The 13515-nt window shown below is 42.4% G+C and carries 16 protein-coding genes; 10 read left to right on the top strand and 6 right to left on the bottom strand.

What is annotated here, in order from left to right:
* Positions 1 to 123: 123 nt before the first annotated feature.
* The 4 genes from nagK (at position 124) to gluP (ending at position 4631) form a co-directional block, all read left to right on the top strand.
* A complete protein-coding gene (gene nagK / locus QUE03_RS17310; protein ID WP_286263208.1) occupies positions 124 to 1008 on the top strand; it encodes an N-acetylglucosamine kinase in 885 nt (294 codons plus the stop codon).
* Between the two features lie 36 nt (positions 1009 to 1044).
* On the top strand, positions 1045 to 2043 hold the full coding sequence (nagB-II, locus tag QUE03_RS17305; protein ID WP_286263207.1) for a glucosamine-6-phosphate deaminase NagB-II: 999 nt from the start codon (positions 1045 to 1047) through the stop codon (positions 2041 to 2043).
* A gap of 1 nt (position 2044) precedes the next feature.
* Positions 2045 to 3193, top strand: a complete 1149-nt coding sequence (nagA, locus tag QUE03_RS17300; protein WP_286263206.1) for an N-acetylglucosamine-6-phosphate deacetylase — start codon at positions 2045 to 2047, stop codon at positions 3191 to 3193.
* Positions 3194 to 3305: 112 nt separating this feature from the next.
* Positions 3306 to 4631, top strand: coding sequence for a glucose/galactose MFS transporter (gluP, locus tag QUE03_RS17295; protein WP_286263205.1), 1326 nt, complete (start codon positions 3306 to 3308; stop codon positions 4629 to 4631).
* Between the two features lie 86 nt (positions 4632 to 4717).
* On the opposite strand, the gene QUE03_RS17290 is transcribed toward gluP, so the two are convergent.
* Complete coding sequence (locus QUE03_RS17290; protein ID WP_286263204.1) at positions 4718 to 5086, bottom strand: hypothetical protein; 369 nt, start codon at positions 5084 to 5086, stop codon at positions 4718 to 4720.
* A gap of 246 nt (positions 5087 to 5332) precedes the next feature.
* Between QUE03_RS17290 and QUE03_RS17285 the strand changes: the two genes are divergently transcribed.
* The gene (locus QUE03_RS17285; protein ID WP_286263203.1) at positions 5333 to 5455 is read left to right on the top strand and encodes a hypothetical protein; all 123 of its coding nucleotides are present in this window, start codon (positions 5333 to 5335) and stop codon (positions 5453 to 5455) included.
* A gap of 54 nt (positions 5456 to 5509) precedes the next feature.
* Here QUE03_RS17285 and ccmE read toward each other — a convergent pair whose 3' ends face one another.
* Genes ccmE through ccmA form a run of 5 tightly spaced genes read right to left on the bottom strand, consistent with a single transcriptional unit; the run spans position 5510 to position 8323 of the window.
* Entirely contained in the window at positions 5510 to 6019 is a 510-nt protein-coding gene (gene ccmE, locus QUE03_RS17280) for a cytochrome c maturation protein CcmE (RefSeq protein WP_286263202.1), read from the bottom strand.
* On the bottom strand, positions 6009 to 6236 hold the full coding sequence (ccmD, locus tag QUE03_RS17275; RefSeq protein WP_286263201.1) for a heme exporter protein CcmD: 228 nt from the start codon (positions 6234 to 6236) through the stop codon (positions 6009 to 6011). The genes ccmE and ccmD overlap by 11 nt, the downstream gene beginning before the upstream one ends.
* Positions 6236 to 6979 (bottom strand): heme ABC transporter permease, encoded by a 744-nt coding sequence (locus QUE03_RS17270; protein WP_286263200.1) that lies wholly within the window; start codon positions 6977 to 6979, stop codon positions 6236 to 6238. The genes ccmD and QUE03_RS17270 overlap by 1 nt, the downstream gene beginning before the upstream one ends.
* The gene (gene ccmB, locus QUE03_RS17265; RefSeq protein ID WP_286267904.1) at positions 6980 to 7672 is read right to left on the bottom strand and encodes a heme exporter protein CcmB; all 693 of its coding nucleotides are present in this window, start codon (positions 7670 to 7672) and stop codon (positions 6980 to 6982) included. It abuts the gene before it with no gap.
* Positions 7673 to 7681: 9 nt separating this feature from the next.
* Positions 7682 to 8323, bottom strand: a complete 642-nt coding sequence (ccmA, locus tag QUE03_RS17260; protein WP_286263199.1) for a cytochrome c biogenesis heme-transporting ATPase CcmA — start codon at positions 8321 to 8323, stop codon at positions 7682 to 7684.
* 254 nt (positions 8324 to 8577) lie between these two features.
* Here ccmA and QUE03_RS17255 point away from each other — a divergent pair, with 254 nt between their 5' ends.
* From QUE03_RS17255 to QUE03_RS17235, 5 genes are all read left to right on the top strand, one after another.
* Positions 8578 to 10554, top strand: coding sequence for a heme lyase CcmF/NrfE family subunit (locus tag QUE03_RS17255; RefSeq protein ID WP_286263198.1), 1977 nt, complete (start codon positions 8578 to 8580; stop codon positions 10552 to 10554).
* A gap of 13 nt (positions 10555 to 10567) precedes the next feature.
* Complete coding sequence (locus QUE03_RS17250) at positions 10568 to 11116, top strand: DsbE family thiol:disulfide interchange protein (RefSeq protein ID WP_286263197.1); 549 nt, start codon at positions 10568 to 10570, stop codon at positions 11114 to 11116.
* On the top strand, positions 11116 to 11592 hold the full coding sequence (locus QUE03_RS17245) for a cytochrome c-type biogenesis protein (protein WP_286263196.1): 477 nt from the start codon (positions 11116 to 11118) through the stop codon (positions 11590 to 11592). Before QUE03_RS17250 ends, QUE03_RS17245 begins: the two co-directional genes overlap by 1 nt.
* The gene (gene ccmI / locus QUE03_RS17240; RefSeq protein WP_286263195.1) at positions 11589 to 12836 is read left to right on the top strand and encodes a c-type cytochrome biogenesis protein CcmI; all 1248 of its coding nucleotides are present in this window, start codon (positions 11589 to 11591) and stop codon (positions 12834 to 12836) included. Before QUE03_RS17245 ends, ccmI begins: the two co-directional genes overlap by 4 nt.
* A gap of 158 nt (positions 12837 to 12994) precedes the next feature.
* A complete protein-coding gene (locus tag QUE03_RS17235) occupies positions 12995 to 13501 on the top strand; it encodes a glutathione peroxidase (protein ID WP_286267902.1) in 507 nt (168 codons plus the stop codon).
* Positions 13502 to 13515 lie beyond the last annotated feature (14 nt).

Raw genomic sequence — 13515 nt, 5'->3', positions numbered from 1 at the left:
TTAATAATGTTAAAAAACCAAATGACAACGCTGTCATTTATGGTAAGATGAAATCAATAACGAAGTGGTTACATCATTTTTAAATACAATGTTAATGACGTAAACAAAGGACGCGAGGTCAAAATGCTTACAAGCGATGACAAAAACCAAGAGCTTTTTTTAGGTATTGATGGCGGTGGCAGCAAATGCAAAGCCATTGTAGTTGATAGTAACAATACCATTTTGGGTACAGGCATCGCCGGACCAGGAAATCCGTTACATGGTTTTGAACAAGCAACCAACAACATTGCTGAATCAGCACGATTGGCCTTGGTTGATGCAAACCTTTCTGATGTGCCGCTTTCGAGCATTACGGCGGGCGTTGGTCTTGCTGGCGTTAACTTACCCGTCTTATTTGAGCAAATGAATGACTGGGCTCACCCGTTTAAAAAAATGCACTTAGCCACTGACTTACTAATTGCCTGTCTAGGTGCTCATGATGGTCAAGATGGCGCTGTCATGATAACAGGCACTGGTTCATGTGGCTTTGTACATGTAGATGGTGTTAGCCAAATCGTCGGTGCTCATGGTTTTCCACATGGTGACAAAGGGAGTGGCGCATGGATAGGCCTTCAAGCGGCTAAGCAAGTTTTGCTTGCCATTGATCAACTGGTAGAGCCAACGGCATTAACCGGCATGATATTGAACTTCTTAGGCGCTAAAGACGCGGTTCAAATGGTAGAAATTATTGCTGGAAAACCGGCGGCGTTTTACGCCAAAATGGCAGGGTTTGTCTTTGAAGCTGCCAATAATGGCGACGCAGTCGCAAAAGCTATTATTGAAGAAGGTGCTGATTATATCAGCCGAGTTGCAAGACAGTTACTGACAAAGCAGCCGCCACGCTTATCGCTTATTGGTGGGCTTACACCGTTACTTTCTCCTTGGTTAGATCACGATATTCAAGCCATTTTGGCTGAGCCGTTGTACCCCCCCGAAGTGGGCTCGGTGATTTTTGCTAAACAGCAATAAACAATTTTCAATTAGTCAGTAAACAGGTTTAACAACATGACGCAAACAATTATGGAACAAGAGGCGAAGCAGTCGCCATCAGTAATAGAACATCAATTAACATCAAACCAAGCTTTGATGACACGCGTTGGTGAGAAGCTTCGTCTGTTGGCGCCGAAACTGGTTATGATCATTGGCCGTGGATCGTCTGATCACGCCGGTGTATTTGGTAAATACTTGATTGAGATAGAAACCGGTGTACCTGTTAGCTCTGCCGCTCCCTCAGTCGCAAGTGTCTATGGTAAGCAACTTAATTTGAATGACGCCCTAGTGGTTGTAATCTCTCAGTCTGGCCGTTCTCCTGATATTCTGGCTCAGGCCAAAATGGCAAAAGATGCAGGCGCGTATTGTATTGCCTTGGTCAATGATGAATCTTCTCCTCTTGCCGGTATAGTTGACGACTTCGTACCACTTAAAGCCGGCGCTGAGGTGTCTGTTGCTGCAACGAAAAGTTATCTGGCGACCTTGTCAGCGTTATTGCAGTTAACGGCCTATTGGACGCAAAATCAGACGCTTATCTCTGCACTGGACACACTTCCTTCGGCGATGCAGGCGATGATTGACAGTGGTCATCAGTTAACACCAGAGTCACTGGCTGAAGTAAAAAATATGGTTGTGCTTGGTCGCGGCTTAGGCTTTGCTGTGAGTAAAGAAATGGCCTTAAAGCTGAAAGAAGTTAGTAGTATTCATGCCGAAGCTTTTAGCAGTGCAGAATTCTTACATGGCCCAGTTACTTTAGTTGAGCAGGGTTTAGCCATACTCAATTGTGCGGTGCATGATGAAAGTGCAAAACCCCATCAAGAGCAAATCGATGAAGTGGCTAGTCGCGGTGCGGATATGGTTCATCTGCGTCAAATCGATCTTGACGTTCATCCACGTTTGGCACCATTGGTGGTTCTACAACGTTTTTACCTTGACGTGGCAAAAGTTGCAGTGAGCAAGGGGTTTAATCCTGATGAGCCTAAAGGCTTAAAGAAAGTAACACGGACATTATAAAATGAACGGTACTTCGATATTTGCGCATCGGCTGTTTGATGGCCAAAATTATCATGACAATGCTCGATTGCTGATTGAAAACGGCAAGGTGTTGGCGATAGAAAGTCATGCTCAAGTGCAAGTAGGTGATCACGTACTAAGTGGTCTTGTTGTACCAGGCTTTATTGATTTACAGGTCAATGGTGGTGGCGGTTGCTTACTGAATGCCACTCCCTCGATTGAAGCAGTTAAAACCATCATGGCCGCTCATTCAAAGTACGGCACAACGGCAATGTTACCCACGCTGATCACTGATCGCGTTGAGGTCATGGAAAAAGCAGCTGATGCCGTTGCTCAAGCTATAGAAGAACACGTTCCTGGTATTGTCGGTATTCATTTTGAAGGGCCGCATTTATCTGTCGCCAAGAAAGGTGCACACAGCGCGGAATTTATTCGCCCGATCTCTGATGCAGAGTGGCGAGTATTAGCTAGGCAGGATATTGGTCAGATTCTAGTGACCGTAGCACCTGAAAACATCTCAACACAAGACATTGCTAAGATGGTAAGCATGGGCATTAAAGTATGTCTAGGTCACACCAATGCCGACTACCATGTTGCACAAAACGCGATTGATGCCGGCGCTGATGGTTTTACCCATTTGTATAATGCGATGTCGCCGCTTAATGCTCGAGAGCCTGGCGTTGTAGGATGTGCGTTGGTTAATGACCATGCGAGTTGTGGCATTATCATCGATGGACACCACGTTGATTTTGTTAGCTGCAAAGCAGCAATTAATGCTAAGCCGACAGGTAAAGTGTTCTTGGTGACAGATGCCATGCCACCTGTCGGTACAGCACAACAATCCTTTGATTTTTTCGACCGTAAAGTTTTGCTCAGTGAAGGCAAGTTAACTTCTACGACAGGTGAGCTTGCAGGCTCTGTTCTAGATATGGCCACGGCGGTAAAAAATACTCATCATGAATTAAAATTACCGCTGGATGAGTCAATTCGCATGGCAAGTTTATATCCTGCTGACTACATCAATTTGCAAAATGCTCACGGGCAACTGATCAACGGTGCGAATGCCAACTTTGTTGTACTTAATGGTGAATTATCTGTATCTCAAACCTGGATTGAAGGGCAAGTTGTTTATGATGACCTAGAGAACTAGAAGTATATAAAGTTTGAAGAATGGAAAATCAGCTATACAGGCGATAGCCCAAAGCAACCAATAATTAAAATTACAAATAAAACGATAACGAAAATGTGAGGAATTTATGGAGATGACAATGTCAAAAACAGCGCCCAAAACGAATATGGTGCCACTTGCCATCATCGGTGCATTATTTTTTATTTTCGGGTTCGTGACCTGGCAAAATGGTGCGCTTGTACCTTATTTACAAATGGTCTGCCAGCTTTCAGAAACCGAAGCACTACTAGTAGCTTCAGCGTTTTATTTTGCCTATACCGCTATGGCCCTTCCATCAGCGATGATATTGGAAAAGCTGGGTTACAAAAATGGTATGGCGATTGGTCTATTAGGCCTTGTAGTGGGCTTCTTAATCTATATTCCAGCAGCCATGTCACAGGAGTTTGTGATCTTTCTTATTGCACAATTTGTAATTGGTAGTGGTTTAACCTTGTTGCAAACAGCTGCAAACCCGTATGTGGTTAAAGTAGGGCCCGTTGAAAGCGCTGCTGTACGTATCATGTTTATGGGACTATTAAACAAAGGAGCAGGCTTTCTAGCGCCAATCGTATTTACTGCTGTAGTGCTAGGCGACTTCGCTGGCGTATCAGCTGTATCAATTGCAGCAATGGCAGAGCCAGAAAAGTCAGACACAATCACGGCGTTATCTAATGGGTTAATTAATCCGTACTTGGGCATGGCTATCGCGTTTATTGTGTTGGCACTGTTATTGAAATTATCGCCATTACCTGAATTATCATCAAATGATGATGAAGTGGAGGCGGTAGGTGATACAAGTGCTGCGGAAAAAAGAACATCCATTATGCAGTTCCCAAGCTTGATATTAGGCGCTGTTACGATTTTCGTTTATGTTGGTGCTGAAGTGATAGCAGGGGACACTATTGGTTTGTTTGCCTCTAACTTGGGGGTTGCTAATGCTACATCATTAACGTCATATACTATGGCCTTTATGTTGATTGGTTATGGTTTAGGTATTGTGTTAATTCCTCGTTTTGTTGGCCAAGAAACTGCGCTTAAAGCATCAGCAGTTTCAGGTTTGATTTTCTCATTACTGGTGGTTTTTGGCGATAGCACAAGTACAACGGTGTCGAGTATGTTATGGGGCTGGATGGGCGTACCATTACTACCTGATACCATCGCGTTCATTGCTTTGCTGGGCTTTGCTAATGCCTTAGTATGGCCAGCTGTGTGGCCGCTGGCGCTCGAAGGATTAGGTAAGTTTACCGCGAAAGGCTCAGCCTTGTTAATCATGGGCATTTCAGGTGGTGCGTTGTTGCCGCTAGTTTATGGGGTATTGTCTGAAACCATTGGCGGACAAGCCGCTTACGCTATGATGTTACCTCTTTATATCTATATTTTATTTTATGCGATTAAAGGTCATAAAATTAAGCAATGGTAGTTTAAACAATGCGGAGTGAGGTTTAGCTTATACTTATTGCTTCGTTAACCTTTCCGGGTGCGTTAAAAGATCAATATTTGGTCGGCCTAAGTATTTTGCTTAGGTTTTTTTTCGTCTGAATTGTCGTGATTTTCTTCCACTTTAGGCGAACATTCTCCCAGCTCTGTTAGCCAATACATAGTGTTGCCGACAACGGCAATTGACCCAGAAATAACTGCGCTTACGGGGAATATCAGAGCTGCACCAGCTACTTGCCCTAAGAAATCGGCCTTACATTCGTGGTTACTCGAACAATGAAGTTGGTCGAATGCATCAACTTGTTCGATAGAAAGCTCAATATTCTTTTTCACGATGTTACATTGCTTGTCATACTCTTTATTAACCGACGGTACAACAGCACAGCCAGTCAAGGATAATATGATAAGCGTCGTGGATAGAAATTGTGAAAATGGCATAATAGATTGTGCGCTTGTTTATTTTTGTTAAAAAACATCTAGTTGACTTACCCCGACAATAACTGAAATTCAGGTGTGACGCGATCTCGGCTAAAGATTATTTTTAACTATCTTTTGCATCATCTTGATCTTGTTGACTCACATTGCTCTGACTGTTGATTTGCCAGTCTATAAACTAGACTCTACCATTATGTCATGTTTCACGTGAGCATATGGGGTGGTTAGTTGAAAAATTGGTTAGTACTCATGACGTTTCTATTAACGGCTTTAGCATCCTATGGAATAGGTTTTACACAAGGTCTTTACTTGTTTATCGGGGCGGGCGTATTCTTTGAATTAGCTTTTTGGTTTGGTGTTTTGTCAGACTAATAAAAAAGCCATAACAATCATTGCTATGGCTCTAATGAATTACTGGTACATAAATCAGTTATTTTCTAACTGCTCTTTGGTATAGCTTGGCTTTTCATGTTTCTCGCCTGCGGCGTCAGCTAACTCTTTAGGCATATAGTTTTCATCATGCTTGGCGAGTACTTCACTGGCGTCAATAATAAATCCTTTTTCAAGTGTACCGTTGGCGACAATACCTTGGCCTTCACGGAATAAGTCAGGAAGAATGCCGTCATATTCAACTGTGATCATCGGATCATTAGCGTCAAATGCAATTGGCATTTTCATGTCGGCTAATTTAAAACGGACTTTTAAGCTATTCTCATCTCGAATCACCGTACCAGGAACAACTAAACCGCCGACGCGCATTCGTTGTCCAACAAATGCCTTAGTACCCGTGTCTTCTTTACCGTAGTGGATTTCACTTGGCTTATAGAATAAATCAATGTTTTGGCTTAATGCATATAACACCAAGGCTGCAACGACGCCTAGCCCAGCAAGAATGGATATAACAATGGTTAATCGTTTTTTACGTCTAGGATTCATTTGCTACCTCTTGAGATTGCTTGTGTATTTTCGCGGCTTGTTTCAATTTTTGCTCACGTTTAATTTGTTGAATAATATCTGCTTTGATTTTTTTATGATTGTATTTAGTCGTTAAGGTAAGTAGCACCAATAACGCACCAGAGACACCAAAGGCAAACCAAACATAAAAGGCATATCCGCCCATATTGATAAAATCGCTAAAGCTATCAAATTGCATTATTTACTCTCCTGTTCAACCAGCTGGCGCACCCACGGGCGCATCCGATTTCTTGCGAGTAGCTCGGTTTGAAAACGTGTACACATTAAAGCGCCGACAAGAAATGAAAAACCAAAGAAACAGAATAAAAATGGCCAAAACATTTCTAGGCTCATTGCTGGTTTACCTAGTTTAGAGACTGTGGCCCCTTGATGTAAGGTGTTCCACCATTCTACTGAATACTTAATGATGGGGATATTGATCACACCGACCAGTGATAAAATCCCTGCCGCTTTGCCTGCCAATTGTTTGTCGTCAAAAGCATTGTGCAGAGCAATGACGCCAAGATATAAAAACAATAAAATAAGTTCAGAGGTTAAACGTGCGTCCCAAATCCACCACGTCCCCCACATAGGCTTACCCCAAGCCGCTCCAGTGATGAGGGCGATAGCGGTAAATACAGCGCCGATTGGAGCGAGCGCTGCTGCTGAGGCATCTGCCATTTTTAGCTGCCATACCAAACTCGATAGCGCGGCAATTGCCATGCCTACATAAATGCCCATCGACAGCATTGCGGCGGGAACGTGAAGGTAAAATATTCTAAAGCTATCGCCTTGTTGGTAATCAGCTGGCGCGAACATCAGCGCCCAAACAAGGCCAATGGTTAAAAGAATAAAGCTTGCCCATGAAAACCATGGTTTAATTTTTCCTGTAAAACGATAGGTCGTTTCAGGATTTGCATATGGATGTAGCCATTTCCACATTTAGTTAGTACTCACTTTTAAAGCTGCACCTACTGCGAGGGGTGCAAGGGTTAAAGAGCCAAAGAATAGTGCGCCAATTATAGCAAGTTGGCCACTATAGGGTAAGCTCAGTGCTGCGGTATCCACGGCACTGGTCGCAAAAATCAATACCGGTATATATAAAGGTAAAACAATCAAACTCAGTAGTACGCCACCTTTCTTAATACCAACGGTTAGCCCGACACCTATCGCGCCGATGAAACTGAGTACAGGTGTGCCTAACAATAGCGTTAACATCAGGGCGCCATATGCCGGCTCCGGTAAGTGTAAAAGCACAGCAAGTAAAGGCGCTACTAGCAATACAGGTAACCCTGTCAGTAGCCAATGCGCTGTAATTTTCGCTAATGTAAGGATGAAAACAGGGTGTGGGCTCAATAACATTTGTTCTAGAGAGCCATCTTGGTAGTCAGATTTAAACAATCGATCGAGCGACAACAAGCACGATAATAGCGCCGCAACCCAGATAATGCCGGGAGCAATTCGGGCTAAAGTCGCAGACTCAGGGCCTATGCCTAGCGGAAACAGCGTTACTATGATAATAAAAAACAGCAGAGGATTAATAACATCATCTTTGTGTCGAAATGCGATGGTTAAGTCTCGCTTGAGAATCAACATAAAAGCACTGCGGTAAGAAAGTTGAGTCGGTGTATGCATCATCAGTCTCTAGTACAACCTGTAGTCCAAAGTGATCTTCCTTAGTAATGAACGTTCAAAAGATAAGTCTTGATGGGTGGTCAATATCACAGTGCCGCCTTCGTTGGTGTGCTTGATGAATAAATCTTCCAAATGTTTCACGCCTTGCTTATCAATGGCGGTAAACGGCTCATCGAGAATCCATACTTTTGCTTGGCTCTGCCATAATCGTGCTAGTGCGATACGACGATGCTGGCCAGCACTTAAGTGTGAGGCTAGGGCATCTTCAAAACCTAATAAATTAACTTTGCTTAACGTTTCTTCAGCCACGCTTGGATCATAACCGTGCAAAGAAAGGTTAAAGGCAAGGTTTTCTTGTGCTGTCATCTCACTTTTTACTCCAGGCGTATGCCCTAAATAGAGTAGGTTGCGATGAAATTCTTCGCGTTGTTCGCTAATGGACTCACCGCGAAACGCAATCGTGCCTTCATATGGTTCGGATAAACCAGCAAGAATACGCAATAAGCTGGTTTTACCTGCGCCATTAGGACCCTCAATTTGAACAATGTCGCCGGCATTGATACTAAAAGACAACTCCTCAAAAAGGATTCTGTCTTCTCGAATGCAAGTTAATTGATCAGCAGATATTAGCGGGATGGACTCAGACGACAACGGAACTCACTTACTTATAGCTTGTTAAACAATAGGATGACTTAAGTTGAACGTATCATACTACAAATTATTCGCTTGGGCAGTGTTTCACTTTTCCTTTTCCGAACATTATTTGATCTAAATACAAAAACCTACGCTTAATGCTGAAATCATCAATTAAATAGTGCTAGAATTGATGCAATTTTTTAGATCACCAAATTGTATCAATTCGTGTATTTTTACTACTTTTCAATACAATTGGCATGGAGAAATTAATGATCCCTGAGTTAGGCCATTTTGCCTTAATTATTGCGCTCGCATTTGCAGTTTGTTTAAGTGTTATTCCAATGGTTGGTGTCTATTCCAATAATGCTAAATTAGTCAGTTATGCTAAACCGCTTACGTTCGGCATGTTCATTTTTACTGCTATCAGTATTTCATTGTTGGGGTATAGTTTTGTACTTGATGATTTTTCAGTGAAATATATCGCCAGTCACTCCAACAGTCATTTACCTTATTATTATAAAATAAGTGCCGTCTGGGGGGGGCATGAAGGCTCGTTATTGCTTTGGGTATTTTCTTTAACCGCATGGACCATGGCGGTTGCGAAATACAGCAAAGACATCGAACAAGCTTTTATTGCCCGTGTATTAGCCATCATGGGCATGATTGCGGTTGGCTTTATGCTATTTACCCTATTAACCTCGAACCCATTTGAGCGATTATGGCCGAATGTGCCAATTGAAGGGCGCGATTTAAATCCCTTATTGCAAGATTTAGGTCTTATTTTCCATCCACCAATGCTGTACATGGGATATGTTGGCTTCTCTGTTGCCTTCGCTTTCGCGGTTGCAGCACTTATGTGTGGAAAAATGGATGCGGCATGGGCACGCTGGTCTCGTCCTTGGACGGTTGCTGCGTGGATATTCTTAACCTTGGGCATTGCTTTAGGCAGCTGGTGGGCCTACTACGAACTTGGCTGGGGTGGTTGGTGGTTCTGGGATCCAGTAGAGAACGCTTCGTTTATGCCATGGCTTGTCGGTACCGCATTAATTCACTCACTGTCAGTGACTGAAAAACGTGGCGCCTTTAGAAATTGGACCGTTTTATTGGCTATATTTGCCTTTAGTTTAAGTTTGTTAGGTACTTTCTTAGTGCGCTCAGGTGTAATTACTTCTGTGCATTCTTTTGCTGCAGATCCAAGCCGTGGTGCGTTTATTTTGCTATTGCTTGCTATCACCGTCGGTTGTTCATTGACCTTATACGCATTTAGAGCAAGTAATGTGCAAAGCTTTTCACGCTTTTCTTTATATTCTCGAGAAACGGCGTTGTTAATCGCTAATATTATTTTGGTTTCATCAGCCGTAACTGTAATGCTCGGTACGCTTTATCCGTTGTTCATTGATGCAATGGGTTTAGGTAAGATTTCTGTAGGTCCTCCTTACTTTAATGCCGTATTTGTTCCAATGATGGCAGTCTTATTTGTGGTGATGGGCATTGGTCCTTTGATCCGCTGGAAAAAAGCGAAAAAAGGCGAGTTAAGAAAACAGCTTAACCCATTAACAATCATCAGTGTCATTGTCGGTTTAGTCTTCCCAGTTGCCTATGCGGGTGAGTTTAATTGGTTAGTGAGTGTCGGTGTAGGTTTGGCTACATGGGTTGGATTAGTCGTATTAAAGGAACTGGCTAACCAGAAAAAACAAACCAGTAAATTGACCATGAGCCAATTGGGTATGACCTTTGCGCACTTTGGTATAGCAGTGACCATCGTTGGTGTTACGTTGGTATCAAGCTATGAGACTGAAACGAACGTAAGAATGGCTCCAGGTGAGAAAGCGACTATTGCTGGCTTTACCTTTGCCTTCAATGGCACTACACATGTTGAAGGGCCAAACTATTCGGCTGAACAAGGGCAAATAGAAGTATTTAAACAAGGTGACTTTGTTGCTTTGTTGCAACCTGAACGTCGAGAATACCGTGTACAAACCATGGGGATGACAGAGGCCGCGATTGACCCTGGGTTATTCCGTGATGTCTACGTTGCACTGGGCGATCCGTTAGGTGCCGGCGCGTGGGCGATACGTGTCCATATTAAGCCGTTTGTCCGTTGGATTTGGTTAGGGGCTATTTTCATGAGCATTGGTGGTTTACTGGCGATATTGGATAAACGCTATCGTCGTCGTAAAGTAGCTAAAAAACAAGTCGCGTCAGTAACAACTAAACCTGTTATCGACTCTGCAACAACAGCATAAGAATATTAAAAATATGGGCAAAATCATTCGTTTCTTACCACTCATTGTATTTATTGCATTAGGTGTTGTGCTTTATCGTGGTTTATTTTTAAACCCACAAGCACTTCCGTCGGCATTGGTCGGTAAGCCTGTGCCAGCGTTTACCTTGGCGCAACTTAAAGACCCTTCTACAACTTTAACCGCCGAATCACTAGATTCTGGTATTAAATTACTGAATGTCTGGGCAACTTGGTGTCCATCATGTCGTCATGAACATCCTGATTTGTTAGAGCTGGCCAAAAATAATCGTTTTACTATTTACGGCATCAATTATAAAGATGATCGTGAATTGGCATTGAAGTGGTTACGAGACCTAGGCGACCCCTATCGTTTTTCCATTTTTGATGAACAAGGAAAGTTGGGTTTAGATCTTGGCGTTTATGCGGCACCGGAAACTTTTGTTGTCGATCATCATAATATTATACGTAAACGTTTTGCTGGCCCGATTGTCGGCCAAGTGTGGGAAAAAGAGTTTGAGCCGCTGATAAAGCAAATCGAACAAGAACGAGCGCGAGGTGAATAATGCAATTGATTAAAGCCATACTCATATTAGTGGCTGTGTTTTTAACAACATTAGCTGTCAATGCGACGCCGAGCGATACCCACAGTTTTGATGACCCGGTGACAGAGAAGCGTTATCGTGAACTTATTAAAGAGTTGCGCTGCCCAAAATGTCAGAATCAAAATTTAGCTGATTCAAATTCACAGATTTCTATCGATTTAAGAAATGAAGTGTATCGCATGCTAAATGAAGGCAAGGCGGACATGGAGATTACCGATTATATGGTCGATCGTTACGGCGAGTTCGTTTTATATCGTCCACGGGTTAGTTCGTTGACCTATATTCTTTGGTTTGCTCCAGCGATTTTATTGCTGATTGGCGTCATAGTCGTGGTCAGCATTGCTCGACGAAAAACGGTTGATAAGGGTGATGTTGAACTTTCAGAACAACAGCAACAAGCATTAGACAAAGTACTCACGGATAAAGATAAATCATGATCGAAGTTTTAAGCCTTTTAGTAATTTTTATCCTGTTAATTTTAGGGATTATTTGGGGTCACTTTATTTTTGCAAATAAGAATAAAGATCAAGACGAAACATTCACCAGTCAACGCCGTGAAAATACGAACGTTGATTTGTATCACGAGCACAAGGCAGAAATTGAAAAAGATTTTGCTGATGGCGCTATTGATGATGAAAGTTACAAATACTTGCTTGCCGAGCTAGATAAAAGCTTACTGCAAGACATTGACCAGTCAAATACCAGTGCCGCTGATTTATCACAAGATCGCCCATTAGGGCTGATGTGGCCAGTCATGTTAAGTATTTTTGTGTTAGTTTTTTCTATTGTGTTTTATAACCAGCATGGTGCATTAGAGCAGTTATCTCAATCGCCACCTACCCCAGCGGATAGTGAACAAATGCAGGTTCATCAGCAAATGGAAGCTTTAATAAAGCAAACAACTGAAAACCCACAGAATGCAGAGGCATGGTACGCTTTAGGACAGGCTTATGTTGGGTTAGGTCGTTTTGATTCTGCTATTGAAGCCTTTGACACCGTAATATCTATTGAAGGTGAACATGCCGACTTGTACGGTGCTAAAGCACAAGCAATGTATTATCGTGCTGATCAACATATTACGCCAGAAGTACAAAGCTTTATTGATAAAGCCTTATCGATAGACCCGAACGACCCTTCAACCAATATCCTATTAGGTATGCATAATTTTATGGCTCAGGAATATCAGCAAGCCATTGATTATTGGACAGTGGTGATAAACTCAGGTCGTAGCACGGTCAACGTTGAAGCGCTTAGAGAAGCTATCTCTGAAGCGAAAAATCGATTAACGGCTTCCGGTGAGCAAGTTGCAAACAATACCGAAGTAGCAGGCCCACAATTATCGGTTGATGTCTCGCTAAGCGATAGCATTATAGAAAAACTGAGTCAAAGTGAAGACAAGGTCGTGTTCATCTACGCGGTGCCAGCACAAGGAGCAAGAATGCCGGTTGCTGCTGTTAAAATGATGGCTAGCGATTTGCCTGCAAAGGTTGTGCTAAGTGATGCAACCGCAATGAGCCCACAAGCAAAACTGAGTGATGTTAGCGTTGTTCATGTGTATGCGGTGGTTTCTAAACTCGGTGGTGCGGGCATTAAATCAGGAGACTTTAAGGCAGAGCAAACCAATATTAATGTGACAACTACACAAGACATTGAATTAGTTATAGATGAAGTCGTACCATAGTGGTTTGATAAAATAGTGAATAAAAACGCCAGTGCTCATCACACTGGCTTTGTCGATTTTAAATTAAGGGAATTAAAGGATTACGAGTGAATAAATTCAAGATATTGGGCTTTTTATTTTTTGGACTTTCGTTAAATGCCTATGCTCATTCAGGTGAAATAATCAGCCAAACTATCAACAAAGCAGAAGCTGCTTGTCCTGCGTTTTTGAACACCGAAATGCGCAAGTTACACTCGAAAGAGTCGGTAAACCTTTGTGAATTAACGCAAGGGAAAGCAATATTGGTGGTAAATACGGCTTCTAACTGTGGCTTTACACCGCAATTTAAATCTTTAGAGGCCATTCACAAAAAATATAAAGACAGTGGCTTGGTGGTTATCGGTTTTCCTTCGGATGATTTTTTCCAAGAAGAGGACGAAGAAAAAGAAACCGCCAAAGTGTGTTTTGTCAATTATGGTGTGACGTTTACTATGTTACAAACATCTGCTGTTCGTGGATCGGATGTTAACCCAGTATTTAAACATTTGGGTGACAAAACTACCTCCCCTAAGTGGAATTTCTATAAGTATGTTGTTAGTCGAGATAAGAAGACAGTGAAACACTTTAATAGCAAAATGAAACCCGAAGACAAAGAATTTATCCAGGCTATTGAAGCCGTTTTATAAAGAATAAGGACTGA

The sequence above is a fragment of the Thalassotalea atypica genome, from assembly GCF_030295975.1.
Classification (GTDB): domain Bacteria; phylum Pseudomonadota; class Gammaproteobacteria; order Enterobacterales; family Alteromonadaceae; genus Thalassotalea_F; species Thalassotalea_F atypica.
The sequence above is the reverse complement of the archived record's forward strand: the minus strand, read 5'-3'. Positions and strand labels throughout refer to the sequence as shown.